Source organism: Candidatus Leptofilum sp. (assembly GCF_965223285.1).
Classification (GTDB): domain Bacteria; phylum Chloroflexota; class Anaerolineae; order Promineifilales; family Promineifilaceae; genus Leptofilum.
In genome coordinates this window covers 4,736,496-4,758,196 of record NZ_OZ244997.1, presented here as the reverse complement: position 1 = coordinate 4,758,196, position 21,701 = coordinate 4,736,496, and the positions used below count along the sequence as shown (strand labels likewise).

Annotated in this window: 19 protein-coding genes; 16 read left to right on the top strand and 3 right to left on the bottom strand. The window is 52.0% G+C overall.

Going from position 1 to position 21,701, the window contains the following annotated elements:
• Window positions 1-58 precede the first annotated feature (58 nt).
• The 12 genes from murC to ACOQPU_RS21290 all read left to right on the top strand — a co-directional run bounded on the left by murC (window position 59) and on the right by ACOQPU_RS21290 (window position 12,945).
• Complete coding sequence (gene murC, locus ACOQPU_RS21345) at window positions 59-1,483, top strand: UDP-N-acetylmuramate--L-alanine ligase (RefSeq protein WP_420641859.1); 1,425 nt, start codon at window positions 59-61, stop codon at window positions 1,481-1,483.
• Window positions 1,480-2,436, top strand: a complete 957-nt coding sequence (murB, locus tag ACOQPU_RS21340; protein WP_420641858.1) for a UDP-N-acetylmuramate dehydrogenase — start codon at window positions 1,480-1,482, stop codon at window positions 2,434-2,436. The genes murC and murB overlap by 4 nt, the downstream gene beginning before the upstream one ends.
• Window positions 2,437-2,524: 88 nt before the next feature.
• The gene (locus ACOQPU_RS21335) at window positions 2,525-3,661 is read left to right on the top strand and encodes a D-alanine--D-alanine ligase family protein (protein WP_420641857.1); all 1,137 of its coding nucleotides are present in this window, start codon (window positions 2,525-2,527) and stop codon (window positions 3,659-3,661) included.
• 64 nt (window positions 3,662-3,725) lie between these two features.
• Complete coding sequence (locus tag ACOQPU_RS21330) at window positions 3,726-4,631, top strand: cell division protein FtsQ/DivIB (RefSeq protein ID WP_420641856.1); 906 nt, start codon at window positions 3,726-3,728, stop codon at window positions 4,629-4,631.
• A gap of 117 nt (window positions 4,632-4,748) precedes the next feature.
• Entirely contained in the window at window positions 4,749-5,963 is a 1,215-nt protein-coding gene (gene ftsA, locus ACOQPU_RS21325) for a cell division protein FtsA (protein WP_420641855.1), read from the top strand.
• A 102-nt stretch (window positions 5,964-6,065) separates the two neighbouring features.
• Window positions 6,066-7,214, top strand: a complete 1,149-nt coding sequence (gene ftsZ, locus ACOQPU_RS21320) for a cell division protein FtsZ (protein WP_420641854.1) — start codon at window positions 6,066-6,068, stop codon at window positions 7,212-7,214.
• Window positions 7,215-7,520: 306 nt separating this feature from the next.
• Window positions 7,521-7,973 (top strand): transcriptional regulator NrdR, encoded by a 453-nt coding sequence (nrdR, locus tag ACOQPU_RS21315; RefSeq protein ID WP_420641853.1) that lies wholly within the window; start codon window positions 7,521-7,523, stop codon window positions 7,971-7,973.
• 231 nt (window positions 7,974-8,204) lie between these two features.
• On the top strand, window positions 8,205-10,535 hold the full coding sequence (locus tag ACOQPU_RS21310) for an ATP cone domain-containing protein (RefSeq protein WP_420641852.1): 2,331 nt from the start codon (window positions 8,205-8,207) through the stop codon (window positions 10,533-10,535).
• Between the two features lie 259 nt (window positions 10,536-10,794).
• Complete coding sequence (locus tag ACOQPU_RS21305; RefSeq protein WP_420641851.1) at window positions 10,795-11,040, top strand: thioredoxin family protein; 246 nt, start codon at window positions 10,795-10,797, stop codon at window positions 11,038-11,040.
• 9 nt (window positions 11,041-11,049) lie between these two features.
• Window positions 11,050-12,111, top strand: coding sequence for a permease (locus ACOQPU_RS21300; protein ID WP_420641850.1), 1,062 nt, complete (start codon window positions 11,050-11,052; stop codon window positions 12,109-12,111).
• Window positions 12,112-12,117: 6 nt separating this feature from the next.
• A complete protein-coding gene (locus ACOQPU_RS21295; RefSeq protein ID WP_420641849.1) occupies window positions 12,118-12,468 on the top strand; it encodes an ArsR/SmtB family transcription factor in 351 nt (116 codons plus the stop codon).
• Between the two features lie 120 nt (window positions 12,469-12,588).
• On the top strand, window positions 12,589-12,945 hold the full coding sequence (locus tag ACOQPU_RS21290; RefSeq protein ID WP_420641848.1) for a hypothetical protein: 357 nt from the start codon (window positions 12,589-12,591) through the stop codon (window positions 12,943-12,945).
• A 1-nt stretch (window position 12,946) separates the two neighbouring features.
• On the opposite strand, the gene ACOQPU_RS21285 is transcribed toward ACOQPU_RS21290, so the two are convergent.
• Together ACOQPU_RS21285 and ACOQPU_RS21280 are read right to left on the bottom strand one after the other, a co-directional pair.
• Window positions 12,947-13,822: a phosphodiester glycosidase family protein gene (locus ACOQPU_RS21285; protein WP_420641847.1), complete on the bottom strand. Its 876-nt coding sequence runs from the start codon at window positions 13,820-13,822 to the stop codon at window positions 12,947-12,949.
• A 3-nt stretch (window positions 13,823-13,825) separates the two neighbouring features.
• Complete coding sequence (locus ACOQPU_RS21280) at window positions 13,826-14,497, bottom strand: TIGR03936 family radical SAM-associated protein (RefSeq protein ID WP_420641846.1); 672 nt, start codon at window positions 14,495-14,497, stop codon at window positions 13,826-13,828.
• A 455-nt stretch (window positions 14,498-14,952) separates the two neighbouring features.
• On the opposite strand from ACOQPU_RS21280, the gene ACOQPU_RS21275 reads away from it, so the two are divergent.
• From ACOQPU_RS21275 to ACOQPU_RS21260, 4 genes are all read left to right on the top strand, one after another.
• Window positions 14,953-17,274 carry a histidine kinase N-terminal 7TM domain-containing protein gene (locus ACOQPU_RS21275; protein ID WP_420641845.1) on the top strand — a complete coding sequence of 774 codons (2,322 nt, stop codon included), beginning with the start codon at window positions 14,953-14,955 and terminating at the stop codon, window positions 17,272-17,274.
• Window positions 17,271-19,052 carry a histidine kinase N-terminal 7TM domain-containing protein gene (locus ACOQPU_RS21270; protein WP_420641844.1) on the top strand — a complete coding sequence of 594 codons (1,782 nt, stop codon included), beginning with the start codon at window positions 17,271-17,273 and terminating at the stop codon, window positions 19,050-19,052. The genes ACOQPU_RS21275 and ACOQPU_RS21270 overlap by 4 nt, the downstream gene beginning before the upstream one ends.
• 68 nt (window positions 19,053-19,120) lie before the next feature.
• Entirely contained in the window at window positions 19,121-19,501 is a 381-nt protein-coding gene (locus tag ACOQPU_RS21265) for a response regulator (protein WP_420641843.1), read from the top strand.
• 78 nt (window positions 19,502-19,579) lie between these two features.
• Window positions 19,580-21,166, top strand: coding sequence for a LysM peptidoglycan-binding domain-containing protein (locus ACOQPU_RS21260; protein WP_420641842.1), 1,587 nt, complete (start codon window positions 19,580-19,582; stop codon window positions 21,164-21,166).
• 62 nt (window positions 21,167-21,228) lie between these two features.
• Here ACOQPU_RS21260 and ACOQPU_RS21255 read toward each other — a convergent pair whose 3' ends face one another.
• Window positions 21,229-21,576, bottom strand: a complete 348-nt coding sequence (locus ACOQPU_RS21255) for an HIT domain-containing protein (RefSeq protein WP_420641841.1) — start codon at window positions 21,574-21,576, stop codon at window positions 21,229-21,231.
• Between the last annotated feature and the right edge of the window lie 125 nt (window positions 21,577-21,701).

Here is a 21,701-nt window from a genome sequence, read left to right as displayed (position 1 = left end):
GGGGAGGGCTAGGGAGAGGGTAGAGAATTGTGTTGTGACTCAAGAGTTATTTTTAAAGATGAGCGAAGAACAGTTTACACTGCAGCCAAATATGCACATTCACCTGATCGGCATTGGCGGGTCGGGTATCTCGGCGATTGCCAAGGTGTTGCTGGGACGGGGATTTACTGTTTCTGGCTCTGACATGCAGGCAAATGAGAGTACGGCCGCTTTAGCCAATGAAGGTGCCACCATCTACCAGAACCACGCCGCTGAAAACATTGCCGGGGCAGACCTGCTGGTCATCTCCTCCGCCATTCCCGAAGATAACCCGGAAGTCCAGGCCGCCCGTGCCATCGACATCCCAGTGATGAAGCGCTCCGACTTTATTGGCAACCTGATGGCCGACCGGATTGGCATTGCCATCGCCGGGACGCACGGTAAAACAACCACCACCGGCATGATCGCTCACATCCTGATGGAAGCAGAGTTGGACCCGACGGTAATTGTGGGGGGCATTTTGCCCTCGCTGGATGGCAACGGCCGTTTCGGGGAAGGTGATTACTTTGTGGTGGAAGCCGATGAGTATGATCGTATGTTCCTCGGCCTCAAGCCAGAGGTGGGCATCATTACCAACATTGAGCATGATCACCCAGACATCTTCCCCAGCGAGGAAGCCTATCGTGATGCCTTCGCTCAATTTGCCCAACTGCTGCCAGGAGGAGGACATCTGGTAACCTGCGCGACAGATGCAGAAACGGCCGTCCTACTGCAAAATCTAAATCTATCAGACGTGCAAACCACTACCTATGCGCTTGGCGTGGCTGACGGCGAACAGCCCAAAGCGGACTATCTGGCACTGGATTTGCGCCCCAACCAGCTGGGCGGCACCGACTTTTTGGTTGAAACCGAGGGGCAGATGATTGGTCTGGCTAGGCTGCGCTTACCGGGTGAGCACAACGTGCTCAACGCCCTGGCGGCCATCATCGTCGCCACTGATCTGGGCATTGATTTCAACGTCATTCGCGCCGCGCTGGGCAGCTTTAGCGGGGTCAACCGCCGCTTTGAGCTGATTGGCGAGGTGGGCAACGTGACCATCATTGATGATTACGCCCACCACCCCACCGAAATTGAGGTGACGCTCAAGGCAGCGCGGCAACGTTACCCTGGGCGGCGGCTGTGGGCGGTGTGGCAGCCGCACACTTTCAGCCGCACCAAGCTGCTGTTAAACAAATTTGGCACCTGCTTTACCGAAGCCGACAAGGTAGTAGCACTGGATATTTATAAAAGTCGGGAAACAGATTCGTTGGGATTGGATACGGCCGTTGTGCTAGAAACCATGAACCATCCCGATGCCGTCCACATTCCCGACCTGGACGACGTGGCCAAACATATTTTAGACCGGGTACGGCCGCATGATGTGGTTTTGACACTGGGTGCAGGCGACGGCAACCAAGTAGCCCAGCAAATTTTAGCAGGCATTCAACTGTGGAGTGATGTATGAACGTGAGAACCTCAATTCGAGTATCGGCCATTCAAGAGTTGCAGGCAGCCTTTGGCGACCGCTTGAAGCTGGATGAACCGCTGGCGCGGTACACGTCGGCCCGCGTGGGTGGGCCAGCGCAGCTCTTTTTGGTGGTTCAGTCGGCTGCGGAATTGGAAACGGCCGTCTCCATCGCCTACCAAAAGCGCATTCCCTACACTCTGCTTGGCGGAGGTTCCAACATACTTGTCTCTGATTATGGCATTGGTGGCCTGGTGATTATGAACAAGGCCAAGGCAATCCAGTTCCGCCACACCGGGGCCAGCGTTATTTGCACAGTGGAATCTGGCATGAACCTCTCTTCGCTGGCACGGCAGTGCATTGGCAAGGGGCTGGGCGGTCTGGAGTGGGCCATTGGCGTGCCGGGTACGGTAGGCGGCGCTGTCGTGGGCAATTCCGGCGCACACGGCTCCGATATGGATAGCAACTTGCGTGCGGCCGTTATTTGGGAACCAGGTCGCGGCCAGCGCATCTACAGCAATAACGAGATGAGCTATGGCTACCGCGACAGCATCCTCAAGCAAGAGCAAGGGCGCGATTTGTCGCGCCGTGTGGTGCTGAGTGCTGAACTGGAACTAACGCCAGAGCCAGTAGACGTGCTCATCGCCCGCGCCGATGGCTTTACGGCCCATCGCAAACAGACTCAACCCGGTGGTGCCACCGTCGGCTCGATGTTCAAGAACCCGGAAAATTATTACGCCGGTTATTTAATCGAGGCCGCTGGACTCAAAGGATTTAGCGTTGGCGGGGCACATATTTCTGAAAAACACGCCAATTTCTTTGCCAATGATGGCACTGCCACGGCGGAGGATATTCGCAGCCTCATCGCCGAAGCGTGGAACAGTGTCCGCGAGCAGTTTGGCGTAGAACTGGAACTGGAAGTGGAACTGGTTGGTGATTGGGAGTTTGAGTGAGAAATAGTGAATAGTGAACAATTCATTGTGAATGGTTAATAGCCACTTCACAATTCTCAATTCACTATTCACAATTGATTATTTTTTTATGACTAAGAACGGTAAGGACAAGTTACGAGTTGGTATCATTTTCGGCGGTCGGTCAGGCGAGCATGAGGTGTCGCTCAATTCGGCGCAGTCGGTGATGCGTGCCTTGAACCTGGACAAATATGACGTGATTCCAATTGGCATTGATAAAAACGGTCGTTGGCTCACGGGCGACGTCATCGGCATGCTCACGGAAGGCAAGGCCAGCAGCCACCCCGCTACCCTACTGCCAGACCCAAAAGCAACGGGGCTGATGCAGCTAGATGAGGGTGAAAGCGTGGGGATTACGCCCGCGCTGAGCGTGGTCGAAGCGGCCGTTTCTCAACTCGATGTCATTTTCCCAGTGCTGCACGGACCGTATGGGGAAGATGGCACTGTTCAGGGCTTGCTGGAGCTGGCTAATCTGCCCTACGTGGGTGCTGGCGTTGTTGGGTCGGCCGTGGGCATGGACAAAGCAATCTTCAAACAAGTAATGACCGCCAGTGGGTTACCCGTACTGCCCTGGCTGCTAGTGCAGAGCCATGATTGGCGGCAACGGCCGTACAAAATCATTGAACAGATTGAAGCAATTCTGACCTACCCACTGTTTACCAAGCCCGCCAACTTAGGCTCTAGTGTGGGCATTAGTAAATGTGCCAGCCGGGAAGAGCTGCAAGCTGGGCTGGACGAAGCCGCCAGCTACGACCGCCGCATTGTGGTTGAGCAGGGCGTGAACGTGCGCGAGCTGGAAGTCTCAGTGTTGGGCAACGCGGAACCGATTGCTAGCGTGGTAGGCGAGGTACGCCCTCGTCGTGAATTTTATGATTACGTTGCCAAATACGTCAGCGACGATTCTGAGCTAATCATCCCGGCCGATTTAACTGAGGCGCAAAGTGACGAAGTGCGCCGTTTGGCCGTCCAAGCCTATAAGGCGATCGATTGTGCGGGTTTGGGTCGGGTGGATTTGTTGCTGGACGTGGATAACGGCCGTTTCTACCTAAATGAAATCAACACCATACCCGGCTTCACCCAAATCTCCATGTATCCCAAGCTGTGGGAAGCAACCGGCCTACCTTACAGCCAACTGCTAGACAAGCTGATCGCGCTAGCCATTGAACGACACGAAGAGAAAGAATCACTAAAAAAGAGTTTGGAATAATTACCCAATTTCATGATTACGCGAATGTAATTGAGTAACTGGGTAATTCAGTAATTGAGCAATTATGAAACGACGAGCAAAACAGCCAAAACGCTTACGCAAACAGCCCAAAATGCGACGCATGGATTCCGCCATGCCGCTGCCGCGTTTGCGCGTACCAAAAAGAGCGCGTCGCCGCCGTCGTCGCAACCGGGTACGGTCGCGGGTGCCACTAGCCACCCTGCGGCAGATTTTGCTCTCGGCTCGCTGGATTAGCCTGGGGCTACTGGCACTTTCTATTTATGCACTCACACTCATTGGCCTGGACGAGAACTTTTATTTGACTTCAATCCCGGTGGAGGGCGTAGTTTCCGTGCCTGCCACCGAGGTGGTGCAGGCAAGCAATTTGGCTGGCTCACACGTCTTTGCCGCCGATCCGGGCGCAGCGGCGCAGCAAATTATGGACAACACTCCGGGGATCATTTCAGCATCGGTAACGCTCAACTGGCCCAATCAGGTGCAAATTAACGTCACAGAGGATTCACCCATCGCCATTTGGGTGGAAGGCAGCAATCAATTTTGGGTCACGCGCAACGGCCGTCTCATTCCCGCACGCACTGAATCATTGGGCTTGCTGATGATTCAGTCCGAAGTTGAGATTCCGGCTGCCCCCACACCCGCGACTGGTGAAGAAACGGCCGTGCCTGAGACCGTCAGTGCCAACATGCGCTTTGTGCCGCACGACGTGCTAGCCGGAGCACTCCTGCTTAAGGAGCTGCGGCCCAATATCGACCGCCTCTATTACAGACCTGGCAATGGGCTTTCTTACCAAGACGGCCGTGGCTGGAGGGTCTACTTCGGCAGCGGCACAGACATGACACAAAAATTGGTCGTCTATGAAACCATTGTAGATGAACTGCTGGCACAAGGGCTAACACCCCAGTACGTCAGCGTAAGTAACCAGGAAAAACCGTACTTCCTGGCGCAGTAATTACATTGGAGATTTAAGGTCGCACGAGAATTTCCAGTAAGCAGTAAACAGTATTCAGTAATCGGACTGATCACTGACAAACTGAATACTGACCACTGAAAAAGAGGGTATTGGAACATGGCAGAAATCATTTTTGGATTGGACATTGGCACGACCAAGGTGTGTGCCTTAGTGGGTGAAGTGCGAGACGGCCGTCTCCAAATCATCGGCCTGGGGCTGGCATCAGCACGGGGGATGCGCAAAGGCATGGTCATCGACGTTAGCGAAGCGTCGCTGGCGTTGGCCCAAGCGGTAGAGCAAGCCGAGCAAACCTCCGGCTACGACCTTTCCCAGGCGATTGTGAGCATGGCCGGGGAGCATATTAGCTCCACCAACAACAAAGGCATCGTGGCCATCGGCCGTAACGATAACGGTGTTGCTGTCAGTGATATCGAGCGCGCTCTAGATGTGGCCCAGGCCATTCCCGTGCCGCCCAATCGGCAAATCGTCCACCTCATCCCGCGCAGCTACACCATCGACGAGCATGACGGCGTGCGCAACCCCATCGGGATGCACGGCTTCCGCCTGGAGGTAGAGACCCACATTGTGACCGCTGCCCGCCCTGCCCTGCAAAACCTCACAAGCTGCGCTGGGAATATCGGCATCAACGCCAGCGAATATGTCCTCAACGCCCTAGCTTCCGGTGAAGCAGTGCTGGACCCCAACGAGCGGGAAATGGGCGTCATCGTAGCCGACATTGGCGGCGGCACGACGGACATCGCCCTCTACATGCAGGGCAAGGTGTGGCATACCAAAGTCTTCCCCATCGGCGGCTACCACATCAGCAACGACATTGCCATTGGCCTGCGCGCCCCTTACGAAGTGGCCGAGCAGGTCAAAATTCAGTTCGGCGACTGCCGCCCCGACAAGATCGACCCCAATACCGTTTTCACAGTGGAGCCTTTTGGTGGCGAAAAGATTCAGGTTGGGCGGCAGGATTTGGCACACGTTATTGAGGCTCGCGTTGAAGAGATTTTCCAGCACATTTTGGAAGATGTGCAACGCTCAGGCTACGATGGCCTGCTGCCCGCTGGCATTGTGCTAACCGGTGGCAGCGCACAGCTTCGCGGCATCACCGAAGTGGCTGAAAGGGTCTTGAACGTGCCTGCGCGCGTGGCCCAGCCGCAAAATCTGGTGGGCATGGTAGACAAGCTCCATTCATCTGCCTACGCCACCAGCGTTGGCCTGCTGCATTGGGCCATGAGCGACAACCAGATTTACCAGCCCCGCACCCACAACCGGGAATGGGGGAGCAAGATGGGATCAATTTTGAAGGCACTTTTGCCAGGATAGATAATCGGTATTCAGTTTTCAGTAATCGGCAATCAGTAACAGAGCAACTAACTGATTACTGATTTACCGAATACTGATTACTGGCCAAGAGGGGTAACAAACATGAATCAACAAACTGCAAAAATTCAAAGAATGCCAGAAACAGAAGGAAATGCCCTGATCCGCGTGGTGGGCGTGGGCGGTGGTGGTAGCAATGCCGTCAACCGCATGATTGCCGAGAACATTGCCGGGGTGGATTTCATCGCCATCAACACCGACCAGCAGGCCCTTATGGCCAGCCAGGCGCGGCAGCGCGTAGCCATCGGTGAGCGCACCACGCGTGGGCTCGGCTCTGGCGGCAAACCAGAGGTTGGCACGAAATCCGCCGAGGAGTCGGTGGAAGAGCTGCATGAGTTGCTGCAAGGGTCTGACATGGTATTTGTAACGGCCTGCATGGGTGGCGGCACTGGCACTGGGGCCAGCCCCATTGTGGCCAAAGTGGCGCGTGAGCAGGGCGCATTGACCATTGGCGTGGTCACAAAGCCGTTTAGCTTTGAAGGTTCCCAGCGGATGCGGGCGGCCGAAACGGGCATTGAGCAGCTTAAAGAGCATGTGGATACGCTGATCGTGATTCCGAATGATCGCTTGTTGGAAACGGCCGATCGCCGCTTGTCGCTTATGGATTCCTTCAAATTGGCCGATGACGTGCTGCGGCAGGGCATTCAGGGCATTAGCGAGCTGATCACCGTACCCGGCCTTATCAATCTGGACTTTGCCGATGTGCAAACGGTGATGTCGATGGGTGGCGCGGCGCTTATGGCTGTGGGCAAGGGGTCTGGCGAAGATCGCGCCCGCATCGCGGCTGAAGAAGCACTCGCCAGCAAGCTGCTAGACGTGACGATTGCTGGGGCGCGAGGCATTTTGTTCAACGTAACGGGCGGCAACGATTTGAGTCTATACGAAATTAACCATGCGGCGGCAATCATCAAAGAAACAGCCCACCCGGATGTGAATTTGATTTTCGGTGCCGTCGTTGATGAAGCAATGGGCGACGAAATTCGCATTACGGTAATTGCCACGGGTTTTGAACATGGCGCGCCCATGATGCGGCAGATGTCTCGCACTGAAAATCGTCTGCCGCAGCGGGAACCTGTGCGTCAACCTGTGAGCCGTCCTACTGGGCAACCTGTGCGAGAGGAACGTGTGGAACGGCCGTCCTTCCAGGCAAATAATCTGGACATTCCGGCCTTTCTGCGTAAGAAGAAAGAGTAAGCAAACCATACCCCTCTTATTGAGTTGGCCCGCCAAAGCGTGTATGCTTTGGCGGGCTTTTTTGAGTCACACAGATGTTCTAAAACCACGTAAACGGCCGTTCACCAGCAGCACAACGGCCGTTTAATTTTTTAAGGTTTATCGGTTGCAAAATAGCTTGCTAGGGAAACGGCCGTATGCTATAATGCCTCGCAGTGTACCAAATGTAGGGGGATTCGCAGTCAAAACCCCCATATATGGCGGCAAAGCAGCGAATAACTGGTACACTCCCATATCTGGTTTTTGGCCCATCAGGAGACTTTCTACGTGAAATGTCCATACTGCAACAATCATAAAACGCGCGTCATCGACACCAGCCACGATCAACGTGGCGGCACGCGGCGGCGGCGTGTGTGCGATAAGTGCAAACAGCGGTTTAGCTCCTACGAACGCCCCATTTTGGCAACCCCCATGCTTGTGAAGCAAGACGGCACCCGTGAAGAATTCTCGCGGGAAAAGCTGATGGCGGGCATCAAGGTAGCCTGCGCCAAGCGGCCCGTGGCAGCAACCGACATTGAGCGCATCGCGGGCGAAGTAGAAGCGGAGCTACAACAGTTGGGGAAAGCAGAAGTCCCAAGCAAAATGGCTGGCGATCTGGTCATCAAAAAGCTCAAGGATTTAGATGAGGTAGCGTACATTCGCTACGCGACAGTTTACTTAGGCTTTGATGACTTGGAGTCAATTCGCAAGGAGATTGACCGATTGCTTGAATCCCGGTAACGGCCGTTTGCAGTGCCAAAAACGGCCGTTTGCCCAAAAATTTAAACCAATTCCCAAACCCACGCATTGAAAAACACAATATTGGTATGTATGTAAATCTCACAAAATATCCTGAAATAAACCTGGTTGACAATGTGAGATTTACTCGGTGAAAACCAAAAACTAGCCTTTTCTGTTTCGCGAAACTTTTTGGTTTTTACACAAAATCCACAACAAGGAGATGGAATCTCGATGTCTGAACAGCAACAAACGCAAGAAAAAATTTTGGTTGAACCAAACGGCACCAATGGCAGTAATGGTAAAAATGGCAACGGCACACGCCTCAATGAGGACAGCATTTATTTTAAGGTGGCGGTACCAAAAAGTATTGTAAAGCGAGACGGCCGTATCGTTCCCTTTGAGATGGATCGTATTGAAAATGCTCTGGAACGCTGCTATGCCAGCCTGGACGTAGAGCCTAAAACCCCCGTCAAAGAGATTACCCATCGCGTTGTCAACGTCGTTGCGGCCAAATATGACCTGCCCACCGTGGAAGGCGTGCAGGACATTGTAGAGATGGTGCTGCAAGCGGCTGGCGAATATGAAGCCGCTAAGCATTACATTTTGTACCGTGCCGAACATGCCAAAATGCGTACCAAGCGGCCCGTGCCGCCAGAAGTGCGCGATGCGTTTGCTGAATCAGACCCCTACTTCCCCACCCAACTGCAAAAGTTCCAGTTCTACGATAAATATTCCCGCTTCAATTACGATCTCGGCCGCCGCGAGACTTGGGTTGAAACCGTGAACCGCGCCACCGAGTACCTGAAAGAGCTATCCGAATACCGCCTGCCCGCCGAAACGTATGAGCGCATTCGCCAGGGTATTTTGCAAATGAAGGTGATGCCCTCCATGCGCCTGCTGGCGATGGCTGGCCCTGCCGCCCGTCGTAACAACATTGCCATCTATAACTGTTCCTACATGCCCGTAGACAGCATCGACTCCTTCGTGGAAGCACTTATTATTTCGATGAGCGGCTGCGGCGTGGGCTTCTCAGTAGAGCGGCAATACGTGGAACAGTTCCCGCGTATCGCCCGCCAAAGTGGCAATCCAGCCGCTACGCATGTGGTGGCGGACTCGTCAGAAGGGTGGGCAGAAGCGGTTCGCATTGGCCTAAATGCCTGGTTCAAGGGCGAAGATGTAAAGTTTGATTATTCGCTGGTGCGCCCCATCGGTTCACCACTGCGGGTGAAGGGGGGCCGTGCTTCCGGGCCGGAGCCGCTGCGCCAGATGCTGGACTTTGCCCGTTCCCGCATTTTGTCGCGGCAGGGTGGCTTTTTACGGCCGCTCGATGCGCACGATATTATGTGTGCCGTAGGAGACGCGGCCGTTTCTGGCGGTGTGCGCCGTACTGCGATGATCTCCCTGTTTGATTATGACGATCTGGAAATGCGCCACTGCAAAGATGGCGACTTCTGGCGCGCCAACAGCCAGCGGTGGAACGCCAATAATTCGGCTGTCTGGCCCTCGCGTGAACTGACCCAAGCAGAGATTACGCGCTTCGTGCTGGACATGGTGGAATCGGAGCGGGGCGAACCGGGCATCTTCAACCGGAAAGCAGCCATCGAGAACAGCCCAGCCCGCCGCAGAGCGGCTGAGTTCGGCACCAATCCTTGCGGTGAGATTTATTTACGGCCGTATCAATTCTGCAACCTCACCAGCACCATCGCCCGCGCCGACGACACCTACGAAACGCTCAAGGAAAAGGTGGAACTGGCCACCATCATCGGCACCATTCAGTCGATGGCCATTCACTTCCCCGGTTTACGGCCACAGTGGCAGCAAAACAGCATCGAAGAGCGGCTGCTGGGCGTAGACCTGAACGGCCAGATGGATAGCCCGGCTGCCCAAGACCCGGAAATCCAGGAAAAATTACAGCGCATTGCCGTGGAAACAAACAAAGAGTACGCGGCTACGTTGGGCATTAACCAATCTGCCTCTGTGACCTGCGTTAAGCCATCGGGCAACTCTTCACAGTTGGTCAACTCCTCCTCCGGGCTGCACGCTCGCTGGGCACCGTACTACATCCGCAACGTGCGCGTTGGTTCGCACAGCCCCGTCTTTAAGGTGCTGCAAGATGCCGGTGCACCTATGGACCCAGAAAACGGCCAAACCCGCGACAACGCCACAACCTGGGTCGTCCATTTTCCGGTCAAAGCGCCAGAAGCAGCCATCACCCGCAACGATCGCTCGGCACTGACGCAATGTGAATATTGGCTGCAAAACAAAACGCATTACACAGAGCACAACCCCAGCGTGACGATCACCTATCGCGACCATGAGGTGCTGGACATCATCCGCTGGATTTGGGAGCATCAGGACAAAATCGGTGGTATGGCCTTCCTGCCCGCCTTCGACGCCCAGTATGACCAGATGCCCTATATTGAAATTGATGCTGAGGAGTACGAGCAGCTAGCCGACAAGTTCCCGGACATTGATTTTTCCAAGATTTACCGTTATGAGGAAGAAGATTTGACAACGGCCGCACAGGAACTGGCCTGCATGGCGGGGAACTGCGATATTTAGAGCGTATCCGGTTATGAGCTAATTGCATATTTGTATAAACAGCCCACCTGCGTTGGTGGGCTGTTTTTTGAGGATGCAAATTTGCCTAATTTGATGAGGGTATGTGCCCTTCTTTTTCACAGTCAATATTTCAATGAGCGTTGAACTATGATAAGCGTCATGTGGTTCAGGTGATGAAGTTCACTACGGCCGTTTCCCCTTGCAGCGTACAGTTCCCACACATTACTTCAATGAATGTTGAACTATCAAGGAGCACCTCATGCTAAAAATTAAAGTACTCGGTCCGGGTTGCGCCAACTGCAAGCGGGTGGAGCAAATTGCTCACCGTGAAGTGGAAAAGCTGGGCATGGCGGCTGAGATTGAGAAAGTGACAGATTACGGGCAGATTATGGCTTACGGCGTAATGTCTACTCCAGGGCTGGTGGTTAATGAAAAGGTGGTGGCATACGGCCGTATTCCCACCAACCAAGAAGTCACCAACTGGCTCATCGCTGCCCAAAATTAGGAGCTTTTCATGAGCAGCCACAAAATTAGCTTTACCCCACCCCGCAAATCAGGCTGGCAGCTACCGACGCTGGTGCTGCTGCTGGGCCTGATTTGGCTGCTGGTTTGGCAGCAGTTGCAAGCACTGGCGGACTGGCTCACCTACGATCTCATTGGCCTGCAGGCTCACACACGCCTGGGCGAATCCGTAAACTTCTTCCTCTACGACGTGCCTAAAATTCTGATGCTGCTGGCGGGGATGATTTTCCTCGTCACGTTTGTACGCTCATTTTTTAGCCCGGAACAAACGCGGGCGGCGCTGGGCGGGCGGCGTGAAGGTGTGGGCAACGTCCTCGCTGCTGGGTTGGGTGTGCTCACGCCATTTTGCTCCTGTTCGGCCGTGCCGCTGTTCATCGGTTTTGTGGAAAGCGGCATCCCGCTGGGCGTTACGTTTTCCTTCCTGATTGCCACGCCCGTAGTGAATGAAATCGCCCTGGCGATGCTGTTTGGTCTCTTTGGCTGGCAAATCGCGGGACTGTACCTCATCTCTGGTCTGACTATTGCCATTTTGGGCGGCATGCTTATTGGCCGCCTACGCCCAGAGCGGTACGTGGAAGATTTTGTGTGGCAGGTGCAGGTTGGGCAACAAGCTGCCGATATCACCTACAAACCGACTCTGGACGACCGAATTCGGGATGCGGGCCGCAGTACGAAGGAAATTGTGGGCAAGGTGTGGCTGTTTGTCATTATCGGCATCGGCATTGGTGCTGGCATTCATGGGTATGTGCCAGAAAATTTCCTGGCAAATGTGATGGGGCGGGAAGCGTGGTGGTCGGTACCGACGGCCGTCCTGCTGGGTGTACCGCTGTATGCCAACGCCGCTGGCATCATTCCGGTGGTACATGCGCTAATGGAAAAAGGGGCAGCGCTAGGTACTGTGCTTGCCTTCATGATGTCTGTTGTCGCCCTCAGCTTGCCAGAAATCCTTATTTTGAAGCGGGTCATTAAGCTGCGCCTTATCGCCATTTTTATTGGCATCGTGGCTGTGGCAATTATTTTTACGGGCTATCTGTTTAATCTGGTAATTGGGTAATGATGTATGAATGAAGAGAAATTGACACAGCGGACGGCCGTTTTCAAAGCCCTGTCTGATCCTAACCGACTGCGTATCTTTGCTGAACTGATGGCAGGGGACACTTGCAACTGCGAGCTGAAAGAGAAGCTGGGGCTGGCTGCGAATTTACTATCCCATCATTTGAAAATTTTGGAAAGCGTGGGCTTGGTCAGTTCCCGGCGAGATGTAGTTGACGGCCGTTGGATTTATTATGCAGCCAATCGCGAGGCAATCATTATGTGGCATGATTGGCTAAAAACTTTCTTCAATCCTGCTCGGATTAAAACACGCTGCCTTTGTGGCCCGGAAGGGCAGCTCCCTGCAGAAAACCCCTGATATCTTCGGAAACTTTGCAAAATTTGCGGGCACCTAATAACTGTCACGTTTGTGTCACGGTCTCTTTTTATAGTTGGGTCATCGTTTAGATAAACACCCAATCAAAAAGGAGACGGCAGCATGTATCAGTTAAAAGCAAACAATATCTTCAGAACCATTGGGAACGTATTTAGCGCAGGTTTGGCACCACAGAGCAAAACGGCCGTATCCACCCCCCACGCCGTCAAAGCAGCGTACCAAACATTCCAGCAATCGCATCCAGAGTGGGCAGCTAGCTTGTTTGATGAAACCTTTTTATGCCGAAATGCCGCCCCGCTTTTTGCCAATGGCACCTTGCCCACCGCCGAACAGTTGGCTACCGCTTGGCGCAATCAGTTCAACGTTGGCTCACCAGACCAGCAAACGGCCGATATTCAAAAAGTGATGCCTGTAGCGGCCGTTTTCTTGCAGCTGGTTCGCCGTGAATTGCGAAACTAAATCAGTTTGGGAAAATGATGATAACGCTTGGAACCGCCACAAAAGCAGGGATGCTTTCAGGCGGTTCAGCCAGAATGAGGCCAGTGGATGTACCGCCATCAAGGTTAAGGGCGTTCACTAGGCCGAAATCGGCCGCTGCCAGGTAGCTGCTGAATTCGGCCAGGGTGAAGCTGCCCCAGCTAGCCAGGATGAGGAGGATACGGCCGTTCCCATCTACCCCAATTGCTGTTCGCCGCGCGCGGTCAAAGTCGGTGGTTTGGTAGGCGGCTTCGCCATTCAGCACCAGCATAGGAAATGCTTGCAGGGCGTAGTCGTGGATTTCGGTGGGTTGATACGGCCGTTCCAGCAAAGACCGTACCTGCACCTCGCTCTCAGCCATAGTGATCATGCCGCCAAAGCCCACGTAGCTGCTGCCGCTGGGCTGGCCGTCCACCACAATCAGCCCCGTGGCCACAAATTCCGGCGTAAAAAAACCACCGTTCACCACAATCAGTGCCCCGGTTTCTTCTTGCCAAGTTGCCAGCGGTTTGGGCTGGCCAGGGCTGTACCCAATTTTGAATGTGAACAAGCTGGAGTCTATACGTAAAAGCGTGATCTTTTCGGTTTGACGGCCGTTTTCATCCAAAATCTGAATCGCACGACGTTCCAGACCCTGTTGGAGGGGTTGCCAGTCGGTGTCCGTCTGAGGTGTGGGCGTGGGCGATGCAAGCATCGCTGGGGGAAGGGGTGACGTAGTGACCTGCAATGTTGGAGTTGGTTGCAAAGTTACTGTTTGGATGGAAGAAGATGTGGGCGGAACGGCCGTTGCCGAAGATGATCCACACGCAGCGAAGCCCACTAATAACCAGCTAACCAATAACCATTTACCAATACCCATCAACTATTTTTTAACTTCTTCTGCCAAAACCATGCCCATGCGGTGAACGCGCACGTCCAGCGGATCGAAGCCAAGTGCTAGCAGCACCTCATCGGGGCGACCCGTCTTGGAAGGGGCCAGGCAGAGGTTCATTTCGATCTGAACCTGTCCTTGCTCATCCAGGTTAGCAGCCAAATTGAGGATTAACGGCCGTAAATCATACACTTTCTTCTTTCCCCGCCGCTCGCGTGTGCGCTCCACTCTTTCTGCCGCTAAAATCTCAGCGATCTTTGTCTGCAACTGCTCAAAATCCACTGGCTCAAGTGGGGTGGCCATATACGTGGAGGATTGAGTGAGCGACTGCAAAGACGCGCCGCTAACGGGCACATCCGTGACGCTCAAAATCTCAATACCCGGTGCCATTTTGGCCATGAGCTGCGGCTGCACCTGCGCCGGTTCCATTTTTTCCGTCAGCAAAACATCTGCCAGTTCATATTCGCTGGTGTAACCCAGCGGGAGCGCAGTTGCCATTTGCATCCGGGGGCGACGGTTGAACCCCTGCGTGTACGCCACCGGAATTTTGGCGCGGTTCAAGGCTCGCTCCAGCGTCCGTGCCAAATCCAAATGGCTAATAAACCGGGCTGCACCGCCCTTGCTAAAAATTAACCGTAATCGCTGCACGTAATTTGCTTGCATTAAAGTTTCTTTCTCTCAGTTTTGGTAAAAAGGGTGAAATCTCCCAATGACTTGCGTAATTTTGCCCATAAGAAATCTATTTTAACTTATAGTAAGTACGGTGGCATCTGATTTCTTGGCGCACAATTGGGGTAGCCAACTCTTCTATTAAAAAACTACCAAGTTAGGCTTTCGCAACAGCTAAATTAGCAATTAGTGACTTTTTACCTTCTTTCCCATCTAAATAGCAACACAAAATCGTTAGCAAAGAAACATTATCATGTCACTCATACACATGGTACAGTTTTGGGATTAAACGTTACTAAAAAACGAGTAGAATTGTAGAGAGGCGGACTTGGGTTTGCCTCTGTGCTCAATCAAGGATATATATTTTCCTTTACAGTTCCTGTTGTTGAACAGGAAACGGCCGTCTTGGTCATGGCGTAATTGGTTAAATAAATAAAACCTTCGCCCTTATGTCTTTAAGCTGGATATACACTCCGTATTCACTTCTGCTGTTTATAGCTGCTGCCATTACCGGCATATTAATTCCACCTGCCTTGCACCGTCGGGAAGCGATTGGGGCAAAGACCTTTGCTTTGTTTGCTGCGTTGGCTGCCCTTTGGTGTCTGGGGTACGCATTAGAGATTGGCGCCACGACACTCCCAGCCAAATTATTTTGGGTCAAAGTTCAATACATTGGCATTGTCAATGTTTCCTCAGTCTTTATTGTTTTTTGTTTACAATACACCCGCCGCTGGCCGTTCTCAAACAAATTATTCGCGATCTTCTTTATTATCCCCTCGCTAATCTTGTTTACCGTTTTTCTTGAGCCAGATGCGACTCTTTTTTATCGTGAGATTAGCCTGGATAACAGTGCACCTTTCCCTAATTTCTCACCGGAATACGGCCCCGTCTTTTGGGTGCTAATTGGGTATTCTTACTTGATGCTGCTGGCGGGATCATTACTGCTCCTGAGCCTGGGGAGGAAGCTAAGGAATCCGTACCGTCGTCAAACATACGGGCTTGTTCTAGCAACCATTTTCCCTTGGTTGGGGAACGGGTTGCACGTTGCTGGGCTGAATCCCATCCCATATATGGATTTAACACCCATTGGTTTTGCAGCAACGGCCGTATTTCTTGCCTGGACATTACGCAGCTTAAACTTACTCGATGTCGCCCCATTTGCTCGGGAGATTGTGTTAGAGAACATGTCTGATGCGATGCTTGTTTGGAATCGGCAAAACCGTTTGCTAGATTTTAATCCAGCAGCAGCACGTTTATTTAGCGCGGAGCAAGAATTGCAAGTGGGCATGACTGTTCACCAATTATTCCAGGGAACTTTTGCCAACATCTTGCCTCTATATAAACAAAGCAAAATGCAACAAGAGATTGAGCTAGGCATTTCTAAAAACCGTGCTCATTTTGAGGTAACTGTCTCCCCTTTGTTGGATCAGCGGGGCGAGGCAAGCGGCCGTTTGCTCATTTTGCATGATGTCACAGAAGCGCGTAAAGCGGTGCAAGAACTTGAGAATCAGAAGAAACTTTTTGAAACGCTTGTCGGGATCGCCAATGTTATCACCCAAACCCCCCGGCTGGAGGGCACTTTACGCCGAACGCTCCAGATTGCCCTCGATACAACGTCAGCGGACAATGGCAGCCTATTTTTGTTTGACGAACACCAAAACATTACGCATAGCATCTTGGCTTGGCCCGACATTGATTCTGACCAACAGGCGATAGTGGAAACGGCCGTTCTAAAAGATGGTCTTGCTGGCTGGGTGCTGCAAAACAAACAGCCCGTCCTTATCCCTGACACCACTAAAGACAAACGGTGGCTGCATCTTGAAGAACAACCTTATACCGTTTGTTCGGCACTAGCCGTACCTGTAATCAAAGAAGGGAACGTTCTTGGCATCCTCACCCTTACCCACCCCACGGAACATCACTTCACCGAAGACAAACTCCTGCTTATGAAACTAGCGGCTGACCAAATTGCCTTAGCTTTTACCAACGCTCAAATGTATGCTGCCGAACAGCGACTCGTAAGTGAGCTTTCTACCGCTAAAGAGATGGCAGAGGCGGCCAGCCGTTCCAAAAGTGCTTTCCTGGCCAATATGAGTCATGAACTGCGCACGCCTCTCACTGCCATCATTGGCTACAATGAACTGCTACAAGAATTGTTGCAAGGAGAATCAAATATCAGCCCCCTCCCTTACCTGCAAAAAGCAGAAACGGCCGCTTATCATCTACTTTCCATCATCAGCGAAATTCTAGACATGTCAAAAATAGAAGCGGGCAAAGTTGTGATACGTATTGCAGAAATTGACATTGCCAACCTTCTGCAAAACGTCAAAAACGTAGCCCAACCATTAATGACGCCCAACAACAACACATTAACAATCACCCACGCGCCAGATATCGGCACCATGTATGCCGATCGCACCTTGCTCAATCAGATTTTGCTCAACTTATTGAGCAATGCAGCTAAATTTACAGAAGCTGGCAAAGTTGAACTAGCGGTAACAAGAAGTGCAGATCACATCCAATTTACAATCAGTGATACTGGTATTGGATTAATGCCCGAACAAATAGACGAATTATTTCAACCATTTACTCAAGCAGACTCATCCTTATCACGGAAATTTGGCGGCACGGGTTTAGGATTGTCCATCAGCCAACATTACTCCCAAATGCTAGGTGGTGAAGTCAATGTTAAAAGCCAATATGGAAGTGGGTCTACCTTTACGGTCATCTTGCCATTGCAAGAAGCGGAAGCATTCACAATAAAGCAATGAACTGGAAATTTACACCCATCATCTTACCTGTACTCATCGCCTCATTAATGGCAGCCTATCTGTTGGTTTATGTTTGGCAACGACGCGAGATGCGCGGCGCACGCGCATTACTTCCCCTCATAATAGGCATTGTGATCTGGCTCTTCAGCAGCACCATTGAAGGGCTGTTCATGGATTTTGACTCGCGGCTTTTTTGGGTCAACGTGCAATATGTAGGTATCGTTATTGTTCCGACAGCCTGGTTTATGTTTTGTCTCGTATATACAGATCGAGCAACCTTGCTTACACGCCGCAAACTAGCCCTATTGTTGATAATGCCTATCCTAACGCTTCTCGTAATTTGGACAGACCAATGGCATACACTCTTTCGAGTCAATTTAATCTTGAACACCTCGGGAGAATACCCCTTCTGGGAGCGTACAGTAGGCCCAGCATTTTGGGTTCACACCATTTACTCTTACATTCTTCTAGTCAGTGGCGTTATCCTCATGATCCAGGCATATCGACAAAGCTCACGCCTGCATCGACGACAGATTGGCGTTATGCTCGTCGGCGCAATTATTCCCTGGATTGCCAATATCATGTTTGTGGTTGTTCGCGGCAGCCTCATTGATTACACATCCTTTTCTTTTCTGATTACAGGATTCATGTTAGCTTGGGGCATCTCCAAGGTAGGGCTTGTAGAAATCACACCCATCATTCGTAGACGCGTCATTGATGAAATGCATGATGGCATGCTGGTTTTAGATGATCAAAATCGCATTCTCGAAGCAAATCCAGCTATCCTCAAAATGTTGGATGTTCAGGAAGATGTTCTAGGCAAACCGATTGTTGAACTGATGAATCGTTGGCCAGAGTCGCTGACTCACTTTCAGGGTAAAGAATATACTCAGGCAGAAATCTGCTTACCTTTTGCAGACCAAGAAGAGCGTCATTATCACGTTTCCCTCTCGCCATTGTCTGATACAAAAGGCGAGTCCACTGGGCGCCTGATCATGGTTCATGACATCACACGCCAAAAGCAAACGGAAGCCTCTCTTAAACAAGCCAAAGAGATCGCTGAAGCTGCCAATCGTGCCAAGAGCACATTCTTGGCAACAATGAGCCATGAATTGCGTACGCCGCTAACAGCAATTATTGGTTACAGCGAGCTCATCCAGGAAAAAAGCAAACTGTTAGGCTATGACAAGATAATCCCGCATTTAAACCAAGTTGGCGCAGCTGGGCATCATCTAAACGATCTTATTGGTAACATTTTGGATCTTTCGAAGATTGAAGCAGAGCGAGTAGAAATCTCGAACAGCGATTTTTCTATTTCCGCCTTAATTACCGAGGTAATAACGAATATTCAGCCGCAAATTGACGGAAATGACAACACGTTAATAATGGAACTGAGTGACGACTTGGGCAGCATATTTACAGATAGGACAAAAATGCGTCAGATACTTTTAAACTTGCTGGGGAACGCTGCCAAATTTACGCGTGATGGTACCATTTGGCTTATGGCGCGACGCGATGAAGCAGGCTCCTGCGTTTCATTTACTATTAAGGACAGTGGTGAAGGTATTCCAGAAGAGATGTTGGCAAAGATCTTTCAACCATTTACTCAAGCCGACTCTTCCTTTACCCGTGTACATGATGGCATTGGGTTAGGTTTGGCCATTAGTAAGCGTCTTTGCCAGTTATTGGGTGGAACGATAGACGTAGCCAGCAAACAGGGAAAAGGCGCAACGTTTGTTGTCACAATGCCCATACGGCCGTCTAACGGGTACCAATAAATTGTTTCCTTTGTAGAAGCAAGCGTGCCCAAACCCAAAAGAATAGGATTAGCATACGAGACATATTGATGAATAAAATTTTGGTTGTTGAAGACAGTCTAATGATCCAAGAAATCCTGATAGAGCGGTTGCGTTTTCGCAATTTTGAGGTTATCACTGCAAATGATGGGGAAGAAGGTGTTGAACTTGCGCAAAAGGAACAGCCAGACCTGATTTTAATGGATATCAGTTTGCCAATTGTTGATGGATGGGAAGCCACACACCGCATAAGAAATATTGAGGCTACAAAAAATATTCCAATTATTGCTTTGACAGCACATGCTCTCGTTGAAGACCGGAATAAAAGTTTGGCAATTGGCTGCAACGATTTTGAAACAAAGCCAATCAATTTTTCACAGCTAATGCAAAAGATTAATTCATTGTTGGGTAATCATTCAGGAACAACATAGCGGTTTCAAAATTAAGCAGCTACTTCTAACCTGTTTTCTAATTCGATTTTGTAACTTCCTGAAGTACAATCCTCGTCGATGAGACGTGATTTATCAAAAATAGCTTATTCTGGTTTATGCTTGCTCTTGGTGCATACTTTTTTGCTGGTTGGCTGCGAACGACCTGATCCGGAAACGGCCGTTTTTGTCACCCCCGGCCAAAGCGTCAATACGCCACCCACACCCATCGTTACCCCGTTTCGCGGCGAGGGGCCTCTGCCGCCTACACCACAATCCGATCCGGCACAAGCAATAGCCCGACCCACCTACAATGGCACGCCCACGCCCGACCCGACCCACGAAACGGCCGTTGCCCAAGAAAATGGCACCCTTACCCACACCGTTGGCGTGGGTGAAACCCTCGGCTACATTGCCCAGCTCTACGGCACCAATATCGAGCAGCTACTCAGCCTCAACCAGCTAGACAATGGCAACCTCGTCTATGTGGGGCAAGCCTTGCTGGTGCCCAGTAGCGCTACCCAATTTGGCCCCGATTTCAAACTCATCCCCGATAGCGAACTGGTGTACGGTCCCGCCGCCAACGGCTTCGACGTGCGCCAATTTGCCGAATTGTACGGCAGCTACCTGCTTAATTACGAAGAAACGGTGGAAAATCAACTGCTAGCAGGACCAGAGATTGTCTCTTTAGTAGCCAACCGCTTCAGCGTGAACCCCCGATTGCTGCTGGCCGCTCTGGAGTACCGGGCTGGGTGGATCACTAAGGCAGTTGGCGTGGTAGAGCAATTTCCAATGGGCTATCGTGCTAGCAACCAGCCTGGCCTGTACGCACAATTGAGCTGGGCAGCCAATCAACTCAACTGGGGATTTTACGGCCGTTCCGAAGGCGGCCTCAACGTTTTCACCATTACTGATGGCACCCGCCTGGGGTACGCTCCCACCATCAACAACGGCACCGCTGGCGTACAAAAATGGCTGAGTGCCCACGACGACGCCACCTACACTACCTGGCTGCAAGAAGTCGGGCCAAATGGCTTCTGGCTTACTTACAATGCCATGTTTGGCAATCCCTTTGCCTACACCGTTGATCCCCTCTGGCCTGCCGATTTGAGCCAACCGAGCTTGCAGCTTCCTTGGCAAAATGAGACCTGGTACTTCACGGGTGGGCCGCACGGCGGCTGGGCGGCTGGCTCCGCCTGGGCTGCCCTCGATTTTGCTCCGCCCGGCGAACAGCTAGGCTGCATCCAATCAGACAATTGGGTGACAGCAATGGCCGATGGCATTGTCACCCGCAGTGATTTCGGCGCAGTGGTAGTAGATTTGGATATGCCGAACGCTCCCGCCGACGGCTTTGTGGGCACAGGCTGGGCAATTACCTATATGCACTTGGAAAACCGCGACCGTATTCCGGTAGGCACCCCGGTTCAAACTGGCGACCGTTTGGGTCATCCTTCCTGCGAGGGCGGTTTTTCTAATGGCACGCATTTGCACGTGGCGCGGAGTTACAACGGCCGTTGGGTCGCGGCAGATGGGGCTATTCCCTTCAATATGGCGGGCTGGATTTCGCAAGGGTTAGGTTCTGAATACGACGGCCTGCTGCTGCGCGGCACCGTCAGCCGCGAGGCGTGCGTCTGCCGGGATGATGAGATCAACGCCATCAGCCCGTAGTCAGTAAACAGTTTTCAGAAATCAGTCACTGGCTTACCGAATACTGGTCTACTGGATACTGATCACCGTCTCATCAACATCGGACCTAACGGCCGTCCCCCCAGCAAATGCAGGTGAACATGAAAAACCTCTTGGCCGCCATGCTGATTGCAGTTGATCATGAGGCGGTAGCCGTCCTCGGCAATACCTTCTTGCGCCGCCAGCTTCTTGGCTACCAGCAACAGCCGTCCTGCCACCTGCTCATCCTCTGCGGCCAAATCATTGACTGTGGCAATCTCCTTGTTGGGTACAATCAAAATGTGGGTGGGTGCCTGCGGATTGATGTCTCGAAACGCAGTGACCAACTCATCTTGATACACAATATCGGCCGGAATTTCACCCGCAATGATTTTAGAAAAAATTGTAGACATCTGATTCTCCTTGTGTGCCTGGCTGGTTTTGTAGCTGCGGATTCTTTCCGCGCCGAGAAAACTATTTGCCCCGTTTTACTCGTAATCTGGCAGCAAAGCAACCTGCGGTATAATAACCTGAAACC

Coding starts and splice junctions, on each gene's coding strand:
- ACOQPU_RS21255 (WP_420641841.1), bottom strand. CDS start 21,576: ATGTCTACAATTTTTTCTAAAATCATTGCGGGTGAAATTCCGGCCGAT.
- ACOQPU_RS21260 (WP_420641842.1), top strand. CDS start 19,580: ATGAGACGTGATTTATCAAAAATAGCTTATTCTGGTTTATGCTTGCTC.
- ftsA (WP_420641855.1), top strand. CDS start 4,749: ATGGCAGAAATCATTTTTGGATTGGACATTGGCACGACCAAGGTGTGT.
- ftsZ (WP_420641854.1), top strand. CDS start 6,066: ATGAATCAACAAACTGCAAAAATTCAAAGAATGCCAGAAACAGAAGGA.
- ACOQPU_RS21270 (WP_420641844.1), top strand. CDS start 17,271: ATGAACTGGAAATTTACACCCATCATCTTACCTGTACTCATCGCCTCA.
- ACOQPU_RS21300 (WP_420641850.1), top strand. CDS start 11,050: ATGAGCAGCCACAAAATTAGCTTTACCCCACCCCGCAAATCAGGCTGG.
- ACOQPU_RS21280 (WP_420641846.1), bottom strand. CDS start 14,497: ATGCAAGCAAATTACGTGCAGCGATTACGGTTAATTTTTAGCAAGGGC.
- ACOQPU_RS21285 (WP_420641847.1), bottom strand. CDS start 13,822: ATGGGTATTGGTAAATGGTTATTGGTTAGCTGGTTATTAGTGGGCTTC.
- ACOQPU_RS21295 (WP_420641849.1), top strand. CDS start 12,118: ATGAATGAAGAGAAATTGACACAGCGGACGGCCGTTTTCAAAGCCCTG.
- ACOQPU_RS21265 (WP_420641843.1), top strand. CDS start 19,121: ATGAATAAAATTTTGGTTGTTGAAGACAGTCTAATGATCCAAGAAATC.
- ACOQPU_RS21310 (WP_420641852.1), top strand. CDS start 8,205: ATGTCTGAACAGCAACAAACGCAAGAAAAAATTTTGGTTGAACCAAAC.
- murB (WP_420641858.1), top strand. CDS start 1,480: ATGAACGTGAGAACCTCAATTCGAGTATCGGCCATTCAAGAGTTGCAG.
- ACOQPU_RS21305 (WP_420641851.1), top strand. CDS start 10,795: ATGCTAAAAATTAAAGTACTCGGTCCGGGTTGCGCCAACTGCAAGCGG.
- ACOQPU_RS21275 (WP_420641845.1), top strand. CDS start 14,953: ATGTCTTTAAGCTGGATATACACTCCGTATTCACTTCTGCTGTTTATA.
- ACOQPU_RS21335 (WP_420641857.1), top strand. CDS start 2,525: ATGACTAAGAACGGTAAGGACAAGTTACGAGTTGGTATCATTTTCGGC.
- ACOQPU_RS21290 (WP_420641848.1), top strand. CDS start 12,589: ATGTATCAGTTAAAAGCAAACAATATCTTCAGAACCATTGGGAACGTA.
- ACOQPU_RS21330 (WP_420641856.1), top strand. CDS start 3,726: ATGAAACGACGAGCAAAACAGCCAAAACGCTTACGCAAACAGCCCAAA.
- murC (WP_420641859.1), top strand. CDS start 59: ATGAGCGAAGAACAGTTTACACTGCAGCCAAATATGCACATTCACCTG.